The organism is Franconibacter helveticus LMG 23732, assembly GCF_000463115.2.
Lineage (GTDB): Bacteria > Pseudomonadota > Gammaproteobacteria > Enterobacterales > Enterobacteriaceae > Franconibacter > Franconibacter helveticus.
Window position 1 is genome coordinate 184,427 of record NZ_AWFX01000003.1, and the last position, 19,981, is coordinate 204,407.

Here is a 19,981-nt window from a genome sequence, read left to right on the forward strand (position 1 = left end):
CGCCACAGGCTCAGCAGGCGCAACAGGCTGCGACGCCACCGCTTGCGGCGTAATGGCTGGGGTTGCCGCTGGCGCAGCAGCGCCAGGTTTCACCGTGGCGGTTTTACAGGTGCCGTCGGCAAGCGTTCGGCTCAGCATCAGCGTTTGCGCTTCCTGCGCCTTAATGTGCTGATAATTTGCCTCAAGTTGCACCATAATTTGCGATTTCAACTCAGGGTAGCGGCTGATAATTTCCATTATCACCGCGCCGTAGACTTCTTCTTTTACCCGCAGCGGATAAATGTCGCGGCGGTTTTGCCATTTAAGATTAACCAGCGCAGAGGGGATAGTGACCATCGCCCGCGTATACTCAGCAATGGCCAGATCGCGGGCATATATTAATGCCTGCTGATTCTGACTTAAGATAAATTTCTGCTCAACCTGTTTATCTAAAGCGAAATAAATATCGTTATTGCTTATTTCGGCCACGCCTGTTAATCCTCGAACTGATAAAATAGCGGCGTCGCTTTTTCCCGGGTAATGAGATTAAGCCAAATTTTATTACCGGCTTCGTTGATATGGGCCGTTTTTGCCGCTATCAGTTCCGCCAGTTCTTCCGCGCTTATGCTTTTATCTTCGACCAGGCCATTCAATACTTTAGCGAAAGTTTCGATTTTAACCACACAGAACAGGCGTTCTTTTATATGACGGTCATGTTCTTCAAGCAGCATGTTGCCGCTTTGGCCCGCTCGTGATTTACTGGTTAATATATCGCTTTCATAGTCGGCAAGGGTTGGCTGCCCTTTAGTTAAATTTTCACTGCTTTCATCGGCCGCCGGCTGCGTGTCAGGAGTGGGAATATGATAGCGCGCCGGCACAATATTGTCGGGCAACATAATAATATTTCCTTTAAAATCAGAAAGGTAAATTGGATGGCAGGGCGGTTTGCGTTGACAATAACATGCCGCAAAATTAAAATCAAAGAAAACGGAGCCTGCACATGAGCACTATTTTTTATTGTGTCATCACTCTGCTGTTACTTTTATGCGTCGTCCTTTTATTAATGAAAGAGAGCGAAAGCAATAATAGTGAAAACGCGGCTGGCGCGAACCCGCCTTCGCCACAAAACCGCCAAAAGGGCGAAGAGCATTTTTCCGTATTGCTTAATGCCATTACGCCTGGCTGGTACTGGCGCGTTAATCATGAATATAGCGATTTTATTAACGCGACTATTAAAAAAATGAGTTTTGAAGAACTTAACGCGACGCCGGGGTTATTTGAGGCGCAGCGTCGGTGCAGCAACCTTAATTCCGCAGTTTATAAATATTACGATAATTTAAAAAAGCGTTGTCTGAACGGCGAGTTAGTGATGTTCTCTGATATTGAAGTGCTGAATTTACGCCATTGTTTCCAGGAGTTTAGCATTGAGGCGTATCCTGCGCTGGTCGCTATCGTCTGGCCGCAGTACCAGCGCCCGCAGGTGACGCTTTCCGAGGTTTGACGGCGGCCAGGTTGCCTGGCGTTCACCTTTCTGCGTTATACTGAACTTCTTTTAAGTCATCTTTCAGGACGTTATGGAACGCTTTTTAGAAAACGCAATGTACGCCTCGCGCTGGCTTCTCGCCCCGGTTTACTTCGGTTTATCCCTGGCCTTGCTGGCGCTGACCATCAAGTTCTTTCAGGAAATTTTCCACGTTCTGCCAAACGTACTCACCATGGCGGAAGCCGATCTCATCCTGATGCTGCTGTCGCTGGTGGATATGACGCTGGTCGGCGGGTTACTGGTGATGGTGATGTTCTCCGGCTATGAAAACTTCGTTTCACAGCTTGATATCGCCGATCATAAAGAAAAGCTGAACTGGCTTGGCAAAATGGACGCCACGTCGCTGAAAAACAAAGTGGCGGCATCGATTGTCGCTATCTCTTCCATTCACCTGCTGCGGGTGTTTATGGATGCCAAAAACGTGCCGGACAACAAGCTGATGTGGTATGTCATTATCCACCTCACCTTTGTGCTCTCGGCGTTTGTGATGGGCTACCTCGATAAGCTCACGCGCCACGACCACTAATAAAAACCCACGGCCCGCGCCGTGGGTTTTGCGTTCTGCGCCCGTCTTATTTGTCTGACGAAGCCTGCCAGAGGTTTAACGCCCCATCCGCCACATGCTCGTCGATTTTCGCCAGCTCCTCAGCCGTAAATTGCAGGTTCGCCAGCGCCTGTACATTCTCTTCAAGCTGTTCGGGGCGGCTTGCGCCAATCAGCACCGACGTAACGCGCTCATCTTTCAGCAGCCAGCTTAACGCCATTTGCGCCATGCTCTGGCCGCGCTTTTGCGCCATTTCATTCAGCAGCCGCAGGCTGTTGAGGTTTTGCTCGGTCAGCATGTTTTCTGTCAGCCCGCGCGCCTTTTTGCCTTCATACTGCATGCGCGAGCCTTCCGGAATGCCGTTGAGATATTTGCCGGTCAACAGCCCCTGCGCCAGCGGCGTAAAGGCGATGCAGCCCGCGCCGTTGCGCTCAAGGGTATCGAGCAGCCCGCTTTTATCCACCCAGCGGTTCAGCAGGTTATAAGAGGGTTGATGAATCAACAGCGGAATTTTCCACTCGCGCAGCAGCTCCGCCATTTTTTGCGTGCGTTCGGGCGAATATGACGAGATGCCGACATAAAGCGCCTTGCCGCTCTGCACCGCCTGAGCCAGCGCCGAGGCAGTCTCTTCCATCGGCGTTCTTTCATCCACGCGGTGCGAATAGAAGATATCGACATACTCCAGGCCCAGCCGTTGCAGGCTCTGGTCAAGGCTTGCCAGCAGATATTTGCGCGAACCGCCGGCGCCGTAAGGGCCAGGCCACATGTCATAACCCGCTTTGGTGGAGATAATCAGCTCGTCGCGATAAGGGGCGAAATCGGTTTTCAGCAGACGGCCAAAATTCTCTTCCGCGCTGCCGGGAGGCGGACCGTAGTTATTGGCGAGATCGAAATGCGTTATGCCCAGATCGAACGCTTTATGCAGCAAAGCGCGCTGTGAATCCAGCGTGCTGCCGTGGCCGAAGCTGTGCCACAGGCCAAGCGACAGCGCAGGCAGCTGTAGCCCGCTGCGGCCGCAAAAACGGTACTGCATCCGCTCGTAGCGGGCGGGGTCGGCAAGGTACGGCATGGTTTCTCCTTGTATAGAGTCATTATTTGAAACGCCGTTTCTATATTAGCGAGTCACCGTCAGAGGACAAGCGCGCAGCGTCATACATTTGCCTGATAATTTGTCCGATTTTTAGGCAATTCCCGGCGCTTGTGCTTCGCTTATAGGGCCGAATCGCATACCAGAAAGGGAGCCGCCATGACCCGCCTGACCGCCAAAGACTTTCCGCAGGAACTGCTCGATTATTACGACTACTACGCCCACGGCAAAATCAGCAAACGCGAGTTTTTGCAGCTGGCGGCGAAATACGCCGTAGGCGGCATGACCGCGCTGGCGCTGTTCGACCTGCTTAAACCCAACTATGCGCTGGCGCAGCAGGTAGAGTTCACCGACCCGGATATCTATCCGCAATACATCCATTACCCGTCGCCCAACGGTCACGGGCAGGTGCGCGGCTATCTGGTGTTGCCAAAGAAAATGAACGGCAAAGCGCCGGCGGTGGTGGTCGTGCACGAGAACCGTGGCCTGAACCCGTACATAGAAGATGTGGCGCGCCGCGTAGCAAAGGCGGGGTTTATCGCGCTGGCGCCGGACGGGCTCTCCTCCGTGGGCGGCTATCCGGGCAATGACGATGAAGGGCGCGAGCTTCAGCAGAAAGTGGATCCGCAAAAGCTGATGAACGATTTTTTCGCCGCCATTGAATTCATGATGCAGCATGAAGGCGCGAGCGGAAAAGTGGGCATTACCGGCTTCTGCTACGGCGGCGGCGTAGCCAATGCCGCAGCGGTGGCTTACCCGGAACTGGCCGCCGCAGTGCCATTTTATGGCCGCCAGGCGCCTCTGGAGGAGGTTGCCAACATTAAAGCGCCGCTGTTGCTGCATTACGCTGAGCTGGATACCCGCATCAATGAAGGCTGGCCTGCTTACGAAGAGGCGCTGAAAAAGGCGGGAAAAACCTATGAAGCGTATATTTATCCAGGCGTAAACCACGGCTTTCATAATGACTCGACGCCGCGTTATGACAAAGCCGCCGCCGATCTTGCCTGGAGCCGCACCATCGCCTGGTTTAACAAATATCTGGTGTAAAAAAATGTTTTGCCCTGCCTGCGCTATATCGAGCGGGCAGGGAATAGTTACGTGAAGTTATTATGACAATTCTGTTTATTTCTGCGAAATAAGCCGAGTCTCAGCGGCACAAAAATCCCATTGTCTATACTAAAAGGCGCGTTTGGCCTGAGCCTGCTTTTTTATAAATTAAGGGAGAACAGAATGGAGATACTTCAGCAAACCAATTTCATACGGTTACTGACCTCGCCGTCATTCTGGACTAATGTGCTGCTGGTGGTGGTGATTACCGCAGTCACGTACTGGGTGGCAAATAAAATCCTGGCGGTATTGCATAAAAGAATCGCCAACTGGACGAAAGATCATGAGAGCGCCACGCTCTACCGCGTTTTTCTCGACGTTATCAGTAAAACCCGTAAGGCGTTAATTCTCGTTGCCGCCTTCTTATTCAGCCTGCAATTCGTCACGCTTTCAGACCGGCTGCATAGCCTGATTTCCCACGCCTGGTTTTTGGTGCTGGCGCTGCAAATCGCCATGTGGCTCGACCAGGCCGTTCAGTCATGGATGCGTAATTCGCTGTTAAGGCCGGGCCTGCACCGCAATCCGGTTACGCTTATCATTCTCGGGCTGATGATCCGCGCGCTTATCTGGTCGATTATGCTGCTTTCTATTCTGGCAAACGCCGGGGTAGATATTACCGCGCTGGTGGCGAGCCTTGGCGTCGGCGGTATCGCCATTGCGCTGGCGGTGCAAACCGTATTAAGCGATGTGTTTGCCTCGCTCTCTATCGGTATTGATAAACCGTTTGAAATTGGCGACTTTATTGTCTTTAACGATGTATCCGGCACCATTGAGCATATTGGTTTAAAAACCACGCGTATTCGCAGCTTAAGCGGCGAGCAAATAGTTTGCGCGAACGCCCTTTTATTGCAGCAGACTATTCATAATTACAAGCGTATGCAGACGCGCCGAATTGTATTTACCTTCGGCATCGCTTATTCCACGCCGCCGGATAAAATCCGTAAAATCGGCCCGATGGTTAAACGCGTTATTGAAAGTATTAAGGAGACGAAATTCGATCGCGCCCACTTCTCGGTATTTGATCAGGATCGCCTGACCTTTGAAGTGGTGCATATTCTTAATACAGCCGATTACAATCAATATATGGATATTCAGCAGGAAATTAACCTGCGCATTATGGAAGAGCTTGAAGAGTTAGGCGTTAAGCTTGCTATTCCGAGCCGGATTATTATTCCGGCAGAACAGCCGGAGGACGAGCCGCAGGAGCAAGAGCGCCTGCGCGCCTGAGGCCAGACCGTTGCCAGCATGATCCCGCCGACGGCCCCGTCGGCGGGAGAGGCTTAATTTACGATTGCCGCTTTGCTTACGCCGCCCTGTTCATCAAAAGCGATAGCGAGACGAAACTTGCCGCTGCCAGAAACCACTTTTTGCAGATTGTTTTGTAAGCCGAGGTATTCGATATCGAAGTTTGCCTGCGCATATTGCGCAGCGTTTACCGATTCGCTTACGGTTTGCATCAGCTTAAAGCGGCGTAATTCCAGCAGCTCATCACTGTTAAAGCGGGCGTTTTTCAACAGCGCTTCGCTACGGCTAACAATAGCGCTGTGCAAAAGCGCCATGATCTGCTGCCATCCGTCAGATTTAACCCGGAACTGACTAAAGGATTTACTGGTCGGATCAAGACAGGCGCCCAGGTAGTTCAACAGCAACGCCAGCTTAAGAATCAGGTTGTGGCGCAGCGCTAAAGCGTTAATTTTTTCAACGTGGGCGAGCAGGGCTTTATAGGTGTCGCCTGTACCGAAGCGGTCCGCATCCTGCTGGTTGTTAATGGCGTCTATAAGTGATTTAACGTCAAAGAAAAGATTGGATTGCCATTCGTTCGCATCCGTAACGGTGTCTTCAATCTTGTTTTTTATCTGTTGAGAAGTTTCCGTGTCGAAATCGCCGTTTTTCAGCTTAACGATAAGCCCTTGCAGATACTCAATGCGCCCATGAATTTTCGCTAACTTCTCGTTTTCAATGGTGGTGCGCAGGTCGCTAAGCGAGGCCTGAATATCATTAAGCGTGCGGTTTATATCCGCCAGATGAGACTGCGCCACGATAATACTGAGCAGTTGAAACGAGCCGGCAGCCAGCTGTTTTATCTTGCCGCCTTCGATAATCCGCGCTTTGCCGACAATCTTACGGCTGCCTTTATCCACCACATCGGCCAGGGTTTCGCCGGTTGTGGTTTGCATCATTTTATATGCGCCGCTCTCAAGCCCTTTTTTGATCTCCGGTTTGAAAAGCAGCTCAACGGTGCGGTTGGGGACACTGGCGTAACCGGAAAAGATTTGCCCGGCAAGATCGGCAACGCGGGATAACTCCCGGGGCTCGGTAATAAACTGACTGGCGTCATTCGGGAAAACATCCAGCGGCTGCGCAACAATAATGGGCTGCTGGTTTTCATTAAGGAGGGTGAGTCTGAGACTCTCTTCTTCATTCATTATTATGAGGACCCTGTTAAATGGCGGACAGCGGGGATGTACCCGTTAACGTCATTATCGGTAAGAAGTGCGTTTTATTTAGCGGAAAATGAACAGACCCCTGAAAGTAACCCGAATAAATGACAGGGGATGTCACCGCTGCGCCAGCGCCACGCCGTTTTTCCCTGCGTGCTTCACGCGATACATCGCCTCGTCGGCGCGCAGCAGCGCTTCGTTAAAATCATCTTCACCGCGCACCTCATGAATGCCAATCGACGCGCCAATCTGCGCGTTGCCGTTATCCAGCTCAAACGGGTCAAGCGCGGCTTTCAGGCAGCCGCGCGCCGCGCTCTCTGTAAGCGGATGGCGCAGGCTAAAAGGCAGCAGCAGGATAAATTCGTCGCCGCCGAGCCGGCCAATCTCCACGCCAGGCGGGCAGGCTTCGCGCATGCGCCCGGCAAGCTCAACCAGCACCATGTCGCCGCTGCGGTGGCCGAGCGTGTCGTTTACGTTTTTAAAATCATCGAGATCGATAAACGCCACGCAAAGCGGCCCCTGCTGCTTTAAGGTTTCAAAGCGGGTTTGCAGCGCATGGCGGTTGGTGAGGCCGGTTAGCGGGTCGTGGTTGGCAAGCTTTGCGAGCTGCGCTTCATACTGCTTCTCTTTCGTCATATCGATGTGGGTGCCGGTCACCTTCAACGGCTTGCCGTCGCTGTCCCATTCGCTGACGCGACCACGATCCAGCACCCAGGTCACGGTGCCGTTTTTGTGCTGCATGCGGTGCAACGCCTCATAAAACGGCGTGTTGCCCGCCAGATGGTTATAAAAAGCCGACAGCACCATTTCTTTATCTTCCGGGTGCAGATGCTCGCGCCAGACATCAAAGTGCGCGCTCAGCTCTTTTGGCTGATAGCCCAGCATCGAACCCCAGCGACGGTTGTAAATAATTAACTTGCCGCTGGGAATATCCAGCTGCCACAGGCACAGCCCGGTGCCGTCAAGCGCGGCGCTGAGCTTATGGCGGGCATCGTGCGCGATACGCTTTAGCCGGGCGTTGTGCTTTTTCAGGTTCTGGATCTGTTGTTTTAGCGCGAGTTCGGACATCTATAAAAATTGTGAATAAATAATGCCCATTTTTGGCAGGAGTGATTCAGCTTGTAAATATGGCGCGCGAAATAAGCTGGCCGTCCGGGCAAAAGCTACGCCCGGACGCTGCGCTCTCTTGCCGCCGTCAGCGCCAGCAGGATCAGCAGCGCGCCGCCCATTTGCGCCAGCGTCATGGTTTCGCCATACCACAGCGCCGAGAAAAGGGCGGCCCACACCGGCTCCATCAGCATAATCAGCCCGCCATTAGGGGAGTAAGCCAGCCGCTGGGCGTAGTTCTGCAATAAAAAGCGCAGGCAGGTGGGAATAAGAATGCTGAGCGCAAGCCACGTCCATGCGGGCGCGTCGAGCGCGGCGGGCCACGGCTCCAGCCACAGGCTCACCGGCAACGCCAGCAGTCCCACCGCCATCATCTGCATGGCGGCGAAGAGGACGACCGGCTGGTCGGCGGCGAAGCGGTTATTCAGACTAAAGTAGAAAGCGAAAATCGCCGCCGCGCCGAAAAACCAGAGCTGGCCCGCCTCAAGCCGCCACTCGCGAAAGCCGTTGCCGACCAGCAGCGCGATGCCGGGCAGGGCGATGAGCAGCGCGAGCCAGATGCGCCCGGAGAGCTTCTGGCGAAAAAGCAGCAGCCCGGCAAACGGCACCATTAGCGGCCCGAGACAGGTAAGAAACGCGCCGACGCCGAGCGCCGTGGTGAGGTGCAACGCCACAATCCAGCACATCATCGAACCGCAAATCAGGCTGCCGATGGCGAAAGCGGGCCACAGGCTGCGCCGCCACGCGCGGCGGTCGGCGGCAGGCGCGGCGAGGGCGAGCAGCAGCCCGCCCACAAGAAAGCGCACGGCGATAAAAAAGACCGGCGGCAGCGCGCCGAGCGCCTCTTTAGAGAAGATCCAGCCCGCCCCCGCGCAAAGCGTCACCAGCAGCAGCAGGCTTTCGCTCTTGCGTGCAGGCAGCATGGCCGCGCCGCCCCGGGCCATCATGCGAGGGCTTCGCGCAGGAACTGAATGCCCTGGCGCATCGGCGCCAGCGGCTCCTGCCAGTAGCGTCCGCCTGCGATCTCCAGCGAAAGCAGCCCGTTATAGCCGCCATCGCGCAGCGCCCCGAGATAGCTTTTCAGCGGCAGGCTGCCGTCGCCGGGGGCCAGATGGCCCGCTGGCGTGCCGTCAATAAAATGGCAATGGCGCAGCTTCGGCCCGAAAGCGGTGAGGTAATCTGTTACGCTGTCGCCGCCTACCGCCATACCGACAATATCCAGCGCCGCGTCAAGCGCGGGCGAGCTGACCTCGTTAACCAGCCCGGCCAGTTCGCGCACGGTGCTGGCAAGGTTGCTCTCGCGCGGTTGCAGCACTTCCAGCACCAGCGTCACGCCGCGCTTTTCAGCGCTGTGCGCCAGTGTGCTCAGCGCGTCCACCGCCCGGCGTCTCGCTTCGTCAGGCTCATCGTCTTCATAGCCCCAGCCCGGCGTCATAAACAGCAGCGGCGACTCAAGGCTTTCGCAAATCTCCAGGCTGCGGTGAAAATAGTTCATGCTGTAGGCCCGCTGCTGCGGGTTTTCAGCGGCGATATTCACCGGATAAACGCACTGTTCCGGCGTAAAGCAGGCGAGCTTCAGCTCGCGCGCCGCCAGCTCTCGCTTAAGCGACTGCAAATCTGCCTCCTGCACGGTGTCGATATGCAGGTGCGGCGCCACGCCCCAGAGTTCGAACCATTGCACGCCGAGGGCGGCGACATCGTCCAGGCAGCGGGTCAGACGGTAATGCGAATAGGTAAAGTTAGTGGCGCAGATATGGCTGGCGTTAAGCATGATTATTCCTCGCTGATGGGGTTGAGCACGCGTTGCAGAAACTCCCGGGTGCGCGGGTGAGAAGGGTTGGTCAACACCTGGCGCGCCGGGCCTTCTTCGGTCACGACGCCGCCGTCGATGAACACCACGCGGTCGGCCACCTCGCGGGCGAAGGCGATTTCATGCGTCACCACCACCATCGTCATCCCCTGGTTTGCCAGCTCGCGCATCACGTTGAGCACGTCGCCCACCAGCTCCGGGTCAAGCGCCGAGGTGGGTTCATCGAACAAAATCGCCCGCGGGCGCATCGCCAGCGCCCGGGCTATCGCCACGCGCTGCTGCTGGCCGCCGGAGAGATCCTGCGGCCAGGCGTGCGCTTTATGGTCCATGCCCACCTGCTTAAGCAGCGCCATGCCATATTCGCGGGCAGGGCCGGGACGTTCGCCTTTGACGTAAATCGGCCCTTCTGTGACATTTTCCAGCACCGTGCGGTGGGGAAAGAGGTTAAAGCGCTGGAAAACCATCGCCACCTCGCCGCGCACCTGGCTTAAGGCGTGAGCGCTGCCGTCCACCCGCACGCCGTCGAAAATAATCTCGCCGCTCTGGTAATCCTCCAGCCCGTTAATGCAGCGCAGCAGGGTAGATTTTCCGGAGCCGGAAGGGCCAATAATGCAGACCACTTCCTGACGGTTAATGGTTAAGTTAATGCCGTTCAGCACGTGCACCGCGCCGTAGCTTTTATGAACGTTGCGATAGTCAATCATCAGTGGCTCCGACGTTTATGCATGGCGTGTTCCACCCGGCGGCACAGCCACATCAGCGGCCAGCACATCACCAGGTAAAGCAGGGCGACCAGCGTGAAAACGGTGGTGTTCTGGAAGGTCGCCGAGGCGAGCAGCTTCCCTTGCAATGAAAGCTCCGCCACGGTGATGGTAGAGGCAAGCGAGCTGTCTTTAAGCATCATCACCATGGTGTTGCCGTAAGAAGGCCAGATTATTTTGATGGCCTGCGGCAGGATAATGCGGCGCATCATCAGCCGCTTTGACATGCCAAGCGTCTGCGCCGCCTCTATCTGCCCCTTGTCGATAGCCTGAATGCCGGCGCGAAAATCCTCCGCCTGGTAAACGGAATAGGCGATGCCGAGGCCGATAATGGCGGCGGTGAGCGCCGACATCTCAATGCCGATGTCGGGCAACACAAAGTAGATATAGAAAAGTTGCACCAGCATCGGGATGCCGCGCAGCACGTTGACCACCGCGCTGCTTACCAGGCGCAGCGGGCGGTTGGCTGAAAGGCGCATCAGCGCCCAGGCCAGCCCCAGCAGGGTCGAGAGGATAAGCGAGCAAAAGGTAACCAGTACCGTGTATTTCACCCCCTCCACCAGAATGGGAAGGGCGGTGGCGCTGAAGGTAAAAAAGTCGTTCATCGCGGTTCCTGTCACGGAGTATCAGGGGCTGTGCCCCTTGTTTTAATTAAGCTTCCACTTTTCCAGCAGCGCCGTAATTTCGCCGTTGCTCTGCATGGTGGCGATAGCCTCGTTCAGCTTCGCCAACTGCTGCGCTTCCTCTTTGCGCACCCCAAGCCCGAGCGAGCCTGGCAGCACCGGCTTGTAGCTTTTCACCAGCCGCACGTTGGGGTACTCGCCAAGAGAGAGGTAATAAGCCATCGACGGGGTATCGCCAAAGCCTGCCTTGATGCGCCCGGCGTTAACGTCTTTCATAATGCCGGTAAGGGTGTCGTAGGCTTTCACATCCCTGAAAATATTGGCCTGCTTGAGCGGCTCGATAAAAATGGTACCCATTTGCGCGCCGACGACCGCGCCCGGCAGCTCGTTGAAAGAGGTGTAATCTTTGGTGTCCTCTTTACGAACGATCATGCCTTCGCCGTAGCGGTAAACCGGTTCGGTAAAATCGATCACTTTTTTACGCGGCTCGGTGATGTACATACCGGTGGCGATCATGTCTATCTTGCCGGTGCGCAGCGCCGGGATAAGCGCCGAGAAATCCATCGCCTTAAACTCCACTTCATACCCCGCGTGCTTTGCGGCCTGGCGTGCGATATCCAGCATGAAGCCGTCAAGCTCGTGGGTTTTCGGGTTTAAAAAGGAGATAGGAATGCCGTTGGCTTCGGTGCCGACCACCAGCTTTTCGGCGGCGGCAGGTAAGGTAAAAGAAAGAGTGGCCAACAGCGCGACTGAACAGGCTAACGTTTTTATCTTCATCTCTTGCTCCACGTAAAAAAGGGTTATGGCCCGCCAGCGGCGGCGCGTTATGGCACGGCATGGTTACGGCTGTTGCTTCGCCTCCGGCGGCAGCGGCGTGAGCGGCACGCCGTAGCCGAATGCGCCGAGGCGCTCGCAGACTCGCGCTGAGGCGTGCGCCGCGCTGTGCGCAGCGTCCGCCAGCGCCACGCCTTGCCCCAGTTTCACCAGCAGGGTGGCGATAAACGCATCCCCCGCGCCCAGGCTGTCGACAATCTGCGTCGGCAGCGCGGGCTGGCGATAGCGCTCGCCCCGGTGACTGATAAGCGCGCCGTCCGCGCCCTGGGTAACCAGCACGGTGACGACGCCTGCGGCGTGCGCTTTTTCGATAAGCTGCGCAACGTCCTGCGGCGCGCTGCCGCTGCGCGAAAAGGTGGCGACCTGCACCCAGCGAAGCAGCGGCTCGGCCCAGGCGTCGTCGCGCGAACCGAAGTCGAACGAGAGCGGCGCGCAGGCGGCAAGTTCAGGCAGTTGCGTTTCCAGCCCGCTGTAATCGCTGGTGTGCAGCAGATCGAACCCTTGCAGCCACGCCAGATCTTCCTCGCTCAGGCGAAGCTGGTAGGGCGGCGGCACGGCGCCGACGAAGAAGCGGTTGCCTTCGGCATCGATATCTATCTGCGAAAGCGCATTAAAGCTGTCATTGACCCGCACGCGGCTGATATCCACCGCTTCTGAGCAGAGCGCATAACGGATAACGCCTGCCGGAATGTCATTGCCGGTGATGCCCAGGTAGGCCGCCTCGGCGCCTGCCATGCGGCCGAAAACCGCGAAGTTAAGCGCGTTGCCGCCTGCGAACATCCGGTCGCAGTGCAGGTAGCGGTCAATCACGTTGTCACCTACTCCACAAATTCGCATGGCGATTAATATTCCACTTTGTGCATATAACGACGGTCATCCAGAGAGTGGCCGGTACGGTGCTCCAGATGATCTGCAAGACGCGTGCCCATCAGCCCCAGCGCGATAGCCGCGAAGTGAGCCTTCACTTGCGGCGCTGCATCCGGCAAGGTGAAGCTGGCTGCGTCAAACACATGGACGTTTTCGGTATAGCGGCGAGCGAAGTCGATGGCGCGCTGCGTCATGGCGCGGCTGTCGTCGTCGGCGTGAAACACCACCAGGTGCGCGCCCGGCAGGATCATCTCAAAAGGGCCGTGGCAGAAATCGCCTGCCAGCACTGGCGTGGCGTTGCGCCACTGCATCTCCATCAGGTAGCAGTAGGAGAGCGTATAGGCTGCGCCATAGTTGGCGCCTGCGGCGGTGACGTAGATATCGCCGCCCCGGGCGATGGCGGCGGCGATGGCGTCGCCAGCGTTTTCCTGATCCTCAAGGAACCGTTGCAGCGCGGCGGGCAAGGCGGGCAGCGCGGCGCGCCAGGCGCTGAGATCCTGCCCCTCCACACGCTCCAGCAATTCAATCACCAGTTGCAGCAGCAGTAATTGTTTGCCGGGCGTGACGGTGCGCGGGCTGTGGTAAACCAGCGCGGTATCGGCAGTGTTGGCAAGCGGGGTGTTCAGTTCCTGGCTCAGGGAAACCACATAAGCGCCGTACGATTTGGCGAAATCCGCCGCCCGGGCTGTTTCCGGCGTGGCGCCGGAGTGGGAGGAGAGGATCACCAGCGACGTTGCTCCCAGGCGGGCAGGCGGCAGCGCCATAAACTCCGCTGCGTTCAGGTTCCACGCCTGAAGCTGCTTGCTGTGGCGGCAAAGCAGCGCGTGGGCATGTACGGAAGAGGAGAAGGAGCCGCCGCAGCCGACAAAATAGATATCTTTCAGCGGGCGAGAAGCGACCGCGTCGGCGATGCCGGCAATGGCATTTTTCTGCGCCAGCACTTTCTCAAGCGTTGGGATGAAATCCGCTTCCAGCGGGCGCAGCGGCAGTGAAGCTGTAGTGGTTTGCGTCATGTTGGGTTACCTGTCCGTCTCGGTTGTTATGGATGTGATAACGTTATCAGTCATGCTTTAAAAATAACCCGCGATTTACAGCAGCGGGTGGATTATCCTAAAATGAGAGAACGTTATCACACGGTGAATAATTCGCCGGTGTTAAAAAATTGTCAATGATCTTTTTCTTATGAATCCGCCGGAAATCGATAACCTCCGGGAAACCAAAAGCGGAGACGACAAAACGTCTTATGAACAAGAAAAATAACCGAATCACCGTGAAAGACGTGGCGCGCCAGGCGGGCGTATCCACCGCGGCGGCGGGCCGGGCGCTGGGGAATTACGGCTACGTCAGCGAAGAATTGCGCGAGAAAATCATGCGCGCCGCCGAAGAGCTTGGGTATGTGGCAAACCAGGTGGCGCGCGCCATGATAACCGGCAAAAGCCAGACTATCGGCGTGGTGGGGGCCGACATCAGCAACCCCTTTTTTGCTGAAGCGCTGCGCGGCATCAGCGATATCGCGCGCCGCCACGAGTTCGGCGTGCTGATCACCAGCAGTGACGAAGATGTGCCGCGCGAGCAGGAAGCGGTGCGCATTCTGCTGGAAAAACAGGTGGACGGGCTGATTGTTTCTCCTGCCGATATCAACAACTGCCGCCACCTTGACCAGGCTATCGCCCAGGGCATTCCGGTGGTTTTGCTCGACCGTAAGCTGCCCACGCTCGCCGCCGATGCGGTGCTTATTGATAACGTGCACGCCAGCCGCGAGGCCACCCGTTACCTGTTAGGCTGCGGACACCGGCGCATCGCCATCATCACGGAATTAAGTTCGGACTACGATACGCGGCTGGCGCTTGAGCCGGAGAGCTTCGCCACGATAAACGCCGACCGGCTTAACTCCAGCGGCGCGCGTCTGCTGGGCTACCTGCTGGCGCACCATGAGGCGAATGTGGCGGTGGATAAAACGCTGATACGCCGCACCGGTAAATATTGCGCCCAGCGCGCCTTTGAAGAGACGCTGGCGGTGCTGGAGGAAGCGTCGCCGACGGCCGTTTTTGCGGTAGACAACGTCATGACCCAGGGCGCCTGGCGGGCGGTGCGCGAGCGCGATATCGCCGTACCCGGCGCGCTTTCGTTCTTCGCCTTCGACGAACTCGACTGGCTGACACTCACTACGCCGCGCATCTCCACCGTCGCGCAGCCAATCCACCATATGGGCGTGCACGCCGCCGAATTACTCTTCCGTCGCATACGTGAGACAGATTTGCCCGTCTCATGGCAGACGTATCAGGTGGAGATGAAGCTTCGCGAGTCGGTGGCGACGGTGAAGGTGAACGTTAAAGGATAACGTTCTCTGCCGCCTTCGCCTGGTAAAGCGGGTTACGCCTCGCTTTTGTGGGTGTTAACCACCTGGCCGATGCCTTTGCCTTCAAGCGCCTCGTTCGGGTCGGCGAAGAAATCGATATTAAAGCAGGTTTCATCGGTCAACAGCTCAATGCGGTGCCAGTACTGCGGCGGACTAATGCCAAAATGCCCGGCCTCGATCACCACTTCGATTTCCGGCGTTTCGTCGTGCTCGCTGTTAAAACCGATGTATTTCACCGCGCCCGCCATCACCGAAAGGCGGCCATATACGCCTTTTTTGGTGTTGTGGTGGGTGAGCAGCGCCTGTGGCACCGTCTCTTTATTCCAGAACGGGGTGGAACGGGTGTGACGAAAATGGAAAGGGATTTGATGCGCCATGATCTTCTCCTCGGGAAAAAAGGCCCTGCATGAAGCCGACAGGGCAAGTATTGCAGACGCCCGCCGCCTGTGCGGGCAAGCTATGCCTGCGCCTTGCGGCGCAGCGAGGTTTCTACGTGTTCAGCGCTTTTAACAGCGCAAAGGCTTGCGGCATGCAGGCTTCGCTCACCACAAAGGCTTTAAGGTTGCCTTCGCCGTCGACGCCTTTCGCCACCATGCCTTCGCCTGCGAGCGTGATATGCCAGTCGAGATCCGTGCGGCGCGTATCGCCCGCCAGGTGCAGCGGCAACTCGGGTGTTTTCACTTTCACCAGCATAGCGGGCAGGTTCAGCGGCTGGCTGCCGCCCGCGAGGTTCTTCGCCGCTGTCATGGCGCTTAGCTGAGCAGGTTGCAGGAACGGCATAATCTGGCCGTTGATCTCCGCGCAGTCGCCCAGCGCGTAAATGTGCGGGTCGCTGGTCTGAAGCTGGCTGTTAACCACAATGCCGCGGTTTACCGTAAGCCCCGCCCGGCGGGCTAGGTCGATATTCGGGCGCAGGCCGATAGCCGCAATGGCGGCGTCTACCTCCAGCGTACGGCCGCTGGCAAGCGTCGCCTGTAGCTGGTTTTCCTGCTGTCGCAGCGCGGCCAGTTGCTGGTTGAACACCAGCTCGATGCCCATCTGCGTAAGCCTGTGCTGTAAGCGAGCGCTTACTTCCGGCGGCATAAGGGAGGAGAGCAGGGAGGCTGAGTTATCGACCACCGTGACCTGCTTCCCGGCGCGGCAGAAGTCCATCGCCAGCTCGCTGCCGATTAACCCGCCGCCCAGAATCAGCACCCGCTGCGCGTCACGCAGTTGCGATTCGCACGCCTGATATTCCTGCTGGCTGTTGAGCGTCAGCATCAGCTCACGCCCTTCAATCGGCGGCGCGATCGCGCTGGAGCCGGTCGCCAGCACTAATTTGTCGTACTGCCAGCTTTGCGCCTGGCTTTTCACCAGGCGGGCCTGCGGGTCGATTTCCGTCACCCAGGTGGCGGGAAAGAGCCGCAGGTTATATTGCTCGGCGAACTCCCCGGCGCGCTGGCGGGTTAAGTCATCCGCCCGCTGCTGCTGGCTTATCACATGGCTTAAGTCCGGCTTGTTGTATTCGTCCATGCTGTCGGCGGCGATAAGCGTGATCGCCACGTTCGGATCCTGCTTGCGCAGATTTTTCACCAGCTGGCGGGCGGCGAAGCCCGAACCGATGATTACAATGCCGTTTTTCATTGCGCCTCCACCGCCAGTTCTTCAAAGACCTCTTTGCCAAGCGAGCATTCCGGGCAGAGGAAGCTGTCCGGCACGTCGCTCCACGGCGTTCCGGGGGCGACGTTTTGCATCGGCTCGCCTTTTTCCGGGTCGTAGATCCACTGGCAAACGCTGCACTGCATGCAGCAACCGAGGTCGGCGCTTTGCGCCTGGGGCGCCGCCGTTTCAGGGATAGCGGCCTGAAGCGGCGCGGCGTCGGCGCTCACGGGCTGCGCTTTTTCCGGCAGCGGCGAGAGCGCCCAGGCACGCGCAATCTCCCGGCCATGTTCGCGGCAGGCTTCCAGCGCGTCGAGATCCGGGCGCCATTTGGCCTTCAGGCTCAGCGACATTTCAAACCCGGCGTCCTGCAAACGCGTGGAGAGACGGTCTACCGCGCCGCCGCTCCAGCCGTGGGAGCCGAACGCGCTGGCGCGTTTGTTGCGAAAACGCAGGCCGGTCATCTCTTCCACCAGGCCTGCGATCTTCGGCATCATCACGTTGTTCATGGTGGAGGTGCCGACCAGCACGCCTTTAGAGCGGAAGACGTTAGTAAGGATTTCATTTTTATCGCTGCGGGCGACGTTGAAGATTTTCACCGCCACGCGCGGGTCCACTTCCGCAATGCCCTGGGCGATGGCGTCGGCCATCATGCGGGTGTTGTTGGACATGGTGTCGTAGAAGATAGTGATGCGATCTTCCTGATAATCCGCCGCCCACTTCAGGTAAAGCTCGACGATTTGCGTCGGGTTTTCGCGCCACACCACGCCGTGGGAGGTGGCAATCATATCCACCGGCAGGTTAAAGCCGAGGATTTCGGTAATTTTCGGCGTCACCAGGCGGCTGAACGGCGTGAGGATGTTGGCGTAGTAGCGTTGGCACTGCTCGAACAGCTCCGCCTGGTCCACTTCGTCATTAAACAGGTGTTCATCGCAGTAGTGCTGACCGAAGGCGTCGTTGCTGAAAAGCACCGCGTCGCCGGTGAGGTAAGTCATCATGCTGTCCGGCCAGTGCAGCATCGGGGTTTCGACGAAGATAAGCTGCTTGCCGTTGCCGATATCCAGCGTATCGCCGGTTTTCACCACGTTGAAGTTCCACTCCGGGTGATGGTGGTGGCCGTTGATGGAGTCGATGCCGTTGGCGGTGCAGTAAATCGGCGTATCCGGGATGCAGTTCATCAGCTCGGAGAGCGCGCCCGCGTGGTCCTCTTCGGCATGGTTAATGATGATGTAGTCGATATCGGCAAGGTCGATTTCAGCGCGCAGGTTTTGCACGAAGTCGCGGCTGAACTTGTGGTCGACGGTGTCGATTAACACGTTTTTTTCTTCACGGATGAGGTAGCTGTTATAGCTGCTGCCTTTCAGCGTTTTGTATTCCGTGCCGTGAAAATCGCGTACTTCCCAGTCGCGCTGTCCAACCCAGTGAATATTATTTTTAACGTGAATAGCCATTGATGTATCTCCGCAGAATGTAAGCTTTGCGGGGACTATTACAAAAGGCGTGCCAGTTTTTTAAGTTCTTGTTATTAAAATATTTTTAAAATGATGGCATCACGCATGCTGTCATTTTGACGTTGTTAGAAATAGTCTTTTTGACACTGAAAATTGTCTTTTTGACTATTTTTCACTGCCAGTAAACCCGCCTTACTGGCGGGTTCGTTTCATAACGTTTTCAATCTGCCGTGAATGCCAGCGCCCCAGCACAAACACGGTGAAGGCTGCCCCCAGCAACGCGCAAAGCATGTCGGCCTGGGTATCCCATTCGTCGCCCTGGGTGCCGAGAAAATCGTCCGCGTCTTTACCCAACGCCAGCGCGACCCACCACTCAATCAGTTCGTAAAACGCGCTGATGGCGAGCGTGACGCAGCAGACCAGAAACGCCAGCATCTTCGCGCCCAGCCGGTAACCGCCGCGCGCCAGCACTTCCCGCGCCGAAAGCGACACCACCAGCCCCTGAAGCAGATGGCCGAAGCGGTCGTAGGGGTTGCGCGCAAGCCCCAGCCACTCCTGAACATAAAAACCAACAGGCACGCGAGCGTAGGAATACATGCCGCCGACAATAAGCGAAACGCAGCCGACAAAAATCAGCGAATAAAGCACAGGCGTAAGCGGGTAGCGCCTGGCGGTGGCCCAGAGAATGGGCACGATAATGAAAATCGGCATTACTTCCATCAGCCAGGTGAGCCTGCGCTCTGTCGTAAGGGCGGTGATAATCAACAGCAGCGCCAGCAGCGCCACGCCGGCGGTGAAATAAAACGGTCGGGATTTCATCAGCGATCCTTCACTAAGGTAAAAGTACTGTTTAGTTGAAAAGCGAGAAAAAACAACGTGGGCGGCGCGCAAACCCCGCAGCGATGCCCGCTTCGAATTGATAATGCTGGCTGGTGAGCAGCGTTTCGCCCACGCGGTTGGCTTCTTTCTTGCCTTTAATCGGCCGCGAAGCGTTACAGAGATCAAGCCGCTGCGAAGAGATGCCGGAGTCGCTTTTCAGGCCGCCCGGCGGGGATGATGGCAGGGGGGGATGGAGAATCAATGGTATGACGGGTACACATGACTACTGATGCTGATATCTGTTTTTATTAACTGTGTATTTATCTGGCTGGTCGTCGCCGCCTGCACCAGAAAAAACTCATAATGTGAGTAGCGGCGCGTTCAGCCCGCGCCGCTTTTGTCTCAATTAATCCCTGGCCGAAGAGGCCATCAGGTGAACCGCGTTAATATCAAAGAGCATTAATCCGTTGTTGTCGTTTTTTGCAAGACCGTATTATCAAAAGCACGTTGCGAGTGGTATTGCATATCCTGTGGAAAGGCGCTAACTGTCCAATAAGCTGTAAAGCAATCGTTTAAATTGTCGAAGCACGTAACCGCACGTTGTAGCTTTCAACCGCGTCTGCACAATCATGCGTCGGGATTGGTCTTTTTGGGGATGGATAAAATTCTGCTCACCAGAGGCTGCCATATGGTCACAAGCTTTACCCTCGTTCACGCTTCTGTTGATGCTCCTGCCCGTTTGCCTGATCAGGAATCTGAAGCGCAACTCTGACATCACATAAGGCTTGTTTCGCGGTTATTTAGCATCGGCAATGTGCGCTGCCAGCCCTGTCTGCTCCGGCGCGATATGATCGGCCAGCAGATGTTTGTCCGGGTAACTGCCCCCATTTTGTGAGCGAAAGGGGATCGGCGCGTCGTCAAACAGCCCTGCCAGTCGGCGGTAATGACTCCAACTTATTGATAGTGTTTTATGTTCAGATAATGCCCGATGACTTTGTCATGCAGCTCCAC

22 protein-coding genes and 1 pseudogene are annotated in these 19,981 nt (G+C 56.7%); 5 read left to right on the forward strand and 18 right to left on the reverse strand.

Going from position 1 to position 19,981, the window contains the following annotated elements; all coding sequences use genetic code 11:
* Window positions 1–57: 57 nt before the first annotated feature.
* Both DW56_RS21125 and DW56_RS00945 read right to left on the reverse strand, forming a co-directional pair.
* Window positions 58–468 (reverse strand): annotated as a pseudogene (locus DW56_RS21125) (cytoplasmic protein); the annotation flags it as partial.
* Between the two features lie 5 nt (window positions 469–473).
* Complete coding sequence (locus DW56_RS00945; protein WP_024553961.1) at window positions 474–875, reverse strand: hypothetical protein; 402 nt, start codon at window positions 873–875, stop codon at window positions 474–476.
* 104 nt (window positions 876–979) lie between these two features.
* On the opposite strand from DW56_RS00945, the gene DW56_RS00950 reads away from it, so the two are divergent.
* Entirely contained in the window at window positions 980–1,480 is a 501-nt protein-coding gene (locus tag DW56_RS00950; RefSeq protein ID WP_024553962.1) for an ESA_00282 family adhesion-associated protein, read from the forward strand.
* Between the two features lie 73 nt (window positions 1,481–1,553).
* On the forward strand, window positions 1,554–2,048 hold the full coding sequence (locus tag DW56_RS00955) for a TIGR00645 family protein (RefSeq protein ID WP_024553963.1): 495 nt from the start codon (window positions 1,554–1,556) through the stop codon (window positions 2,046–2,048).
* 46 nt (window positions 2,049–2,094) lie between these two features.
* On the opposite strand, the gene DW56_RS00960 is transcribed toward DW56_RS00955, so the two are convergent.
* Window positions 2,095–3,135: an aldo/keto reductase gene (locus DW56_RS00960; RefSeq protein ID WP_024553964.1), complete on the reverse strand. Its 1,041-nt coding sequence runs from the start codon at window positions 3,133–3,135 to the stop codon at window positions 2,095–2,097.
* Between the two features lie 177 nt (window positions 3,136–3,312).
* Between DW56_RS00960 and yghX the strand changes: the two genes are divergently transcribed.
* Together yghX and DW56_RS00970 are read left to right on the forward strand one after the other, a co-directional pair.
* Entirely contained in the window at window positions 3,313–4,200 is an 888-nt protein-coding gene (yghX, locus tag DW56_RS00965) for a YghX family hydrolase (protein WP_024553965.1), read from the forward strand.
* 183 nt (window positions 4,201–4,383) lie between these two features.
* On the forward strand, window positions 4,384–5,487 hold the full coding sequence (locus DW56_RS00970) for a mechanosensitive ion channel family protein (protein WP_024553966.1): 1,104 nt from the start codon (window positions 4,384–4,386) through the stop codon (window positions 5,485–5,487).
* Window positions 5,488–5,540: 53 nt separating this feature from the next.
* Here the strand turns inward: DW56_RS00970 and DW56_RS00975 are convergent, their stop codons facing one another.
* From DW56_RS00975 to DW56_RS01015, 9 genes are all read right to left on the reverse strand, one after another.
* A complete protein-coding gene (locus DW56_RS00975; RefSeq protein WP_024553967.1) occupies window positions 5,541–6,686 on the reverse strand; it encodes a hypothetical protein in 1,146 nt (381 codons plus the stop codon).
* 132 nt (window positions 6,687–6,818) lie between these two features.
* The gene (locus tag DW56_RS00980; protein WP_024553968.1) at window positions 6,819–7,769 is read right to left on the reverse strand and encodes a sensor domain-containing diguanylate cyclase; all 951 of its coding nucleotides are present in this window, start codon (window positions 7,767–7,769) and stop codon (window positions 6,819–6,821) included.
* 95 nt (window positions 7,770–7,864) lie between these two features.
* Window positions 7,865–8,755: a DMT family transporter gene (locus DW56_RS00985; RefSeq protein ID WP_035889277.1), complete on the reverse strand. Its 891-nt coding sequence runs from the start codon at window positions 8,753–8,755 to the stop codon at window positions 7,865–7,867.
* A complete protein-coding gene (locus DW56_RS00990; protein WP_029697168.1) occupies window positions 8,752–9,579 on the reverse strand; it encodes a sugar phosphate isomerase/epimerase family protein in 828 nt (275 codons plus the stop codon). The genes DW56_RS00985 and DW56_RS00990 overlap by 4 nt, the downstream gene beginning before the upstream one ends.
* Window positions 9,580–9,581: 2 nt before the next feature.
* Complete coding sequence (locus DW56_RS00995) at window positions 9,582–10,322, reverse strand: amino acid ABC transporter ATP-binding protein (RefSeq protein ID WP_024555310.1); 741 nt, start codon at window positions 10,320–10,322, stop codon at window positions 9,582–9,584.
* A complete protein-coding gene (locus DW56_RS01000) occupies window positions 10,322–10,984 on the reverse strand; it encodes an amino acid ABC transporter permease (protein ID WP_024555311.1) in 663 nt (220 codons plus the stop codon). Before DW56_RS01000 ends, DW56_RS00995 begins: the two co-directional genes overlap by 1 nt.
* Before the next feature lie 42 nt (window positions 10,985–11,026).
* The gene (locus DW56_RS01005; RefSeq protein WP_024555312.1) at window positions 11,027–11,779 is read right to left on the reverse strand and encodes an ABC transporter substrate-binding protein; all 753 of its coding nucleotides are present in this window, start codon (window positions 11,777–11,779) and stop codon (window positions 11,027–11,029) included.
* 63 nt (window positions 11,780–11,842) lie between these two features.
* Window positions 11,843–12,673, reverse strand: coding sequence for a PfkB family carbohydrate kinase (locus DW56_RS01010; protein ID WP_024561905.1), 831 nt, complete (start codon window positions 12,671–12,673; stop codon window positions 11,843–11,845).
* A 5-nt stretch (window positions 12,674–12,678) separates the two neighbouring features.
* A complete protein-coding gene (locus tag DW56_RS01015) occupies window positions 12,679–13,716 on the reverse strand; it encodes an SIS domain-containing protein (protein WP_024554959.1) in 1,038 nt (345 codons plus the stop codon).
* Between the two features lie 230 nt (window positions 13,717–13,946).
* On the opposite strand from DW56_RS01015, the gene DW56_RS01020 reads away from it, so the two are divergent.
* Window positions 13,947–15,044, forward strand: a complete 1,098-nt coding sequence (locus DW56_RS01020; protein ID WP_024554958.1) for a LacI family DNA-binding transcriptional regulator — start codon at window positions 13,947–13,949, stop codon at window positions 15,042–15,044.
* A 32-nt stretch (window positions 15,045–15,076) separates the two neighbouring features.
* Here DW56_RS01020 and DW56_RS01025 read toward each other — a convergent pair whose 3' ends face one another.
* The 6 genes from DW56_RS01025 to DW56_RS23085 all read right to left on the reverse strand — a co-directional run bounded on the left by DW56_RS01025 (window position 15,077) and on the right by DW56_RS23085 (window position 19,981).
* Window positions 15,077–15,439, reverse strand: coding sequence for a DUF1971 domain-containing protein (locus DW56_RS01025; RefSeq protein ID WP_024554957.1), 363 nt, complete (start codon window positions 15,437–15,439; stop codon window positions 15,077–15,079).
* A gap of 112 nt (window positions 15,440–15,551) precedes the next feature.
* Complete coding sequence (norW, locus tag DW56_RS01030; RefSeq protein WP_024554956.1) at window positions 15,552–16,685, reverse strand: NADH:flavorubredoxin reductase NorW; 1,134 nt, start codon at window positions 16,683–16,685, stop codon at window positions 15,552–15,554.
* Window positions 16,682–18,151: an anaerobic nitric oxide reductase flavorubredoxin gene (norV, locus tag DW56_RS01035; protein ID WP_024554955.1), complete on the reverse strand. Its 1,470-nt coding sequence runs from the start codon at window positions 18,149–18,151 to the stop codon at window positions 16,682–16,684. Before norV ends, norW begins: the two co-directional genes overlap by 4 nt.
* 192 nt (window positions 18,152–18,343) lie before the next feature.
* Window positions 18,344–18,973, reverse strand: a complete 630-nt coding sequence (locus DW56_RS01040; protein WP_024554954.1) for a DUF2238 domain-containing protein — start codon at window positions 18,971–18,973, stop codon at window positions 18,344–18,346.
* 28 nt (window positions 18,974–19,001) lie between these two features.
* On the reverse strand, window positions 19,002–19,232 hold the full coding sequence (locus tag DW56_RS01045; protein ID WP_024554953.1) for a hypothetical protein: 231 nt from the start codon (window positions 19,230–19,232) through the stop codon (window positions 19,002–19,004).
* 692 nt (window positions 19,233–19,924) lie between these two features.
* On the reverse strand, window positions 19,925–19,981 hold the full coding sequence (locus tag DW56_RS23085; RefSeq protein WP_003032489.1) for an IS1 family transposase: 57 nt from the start codon (window positions 19,979–19,981) through the stop codon (window positions 19,925–19,927).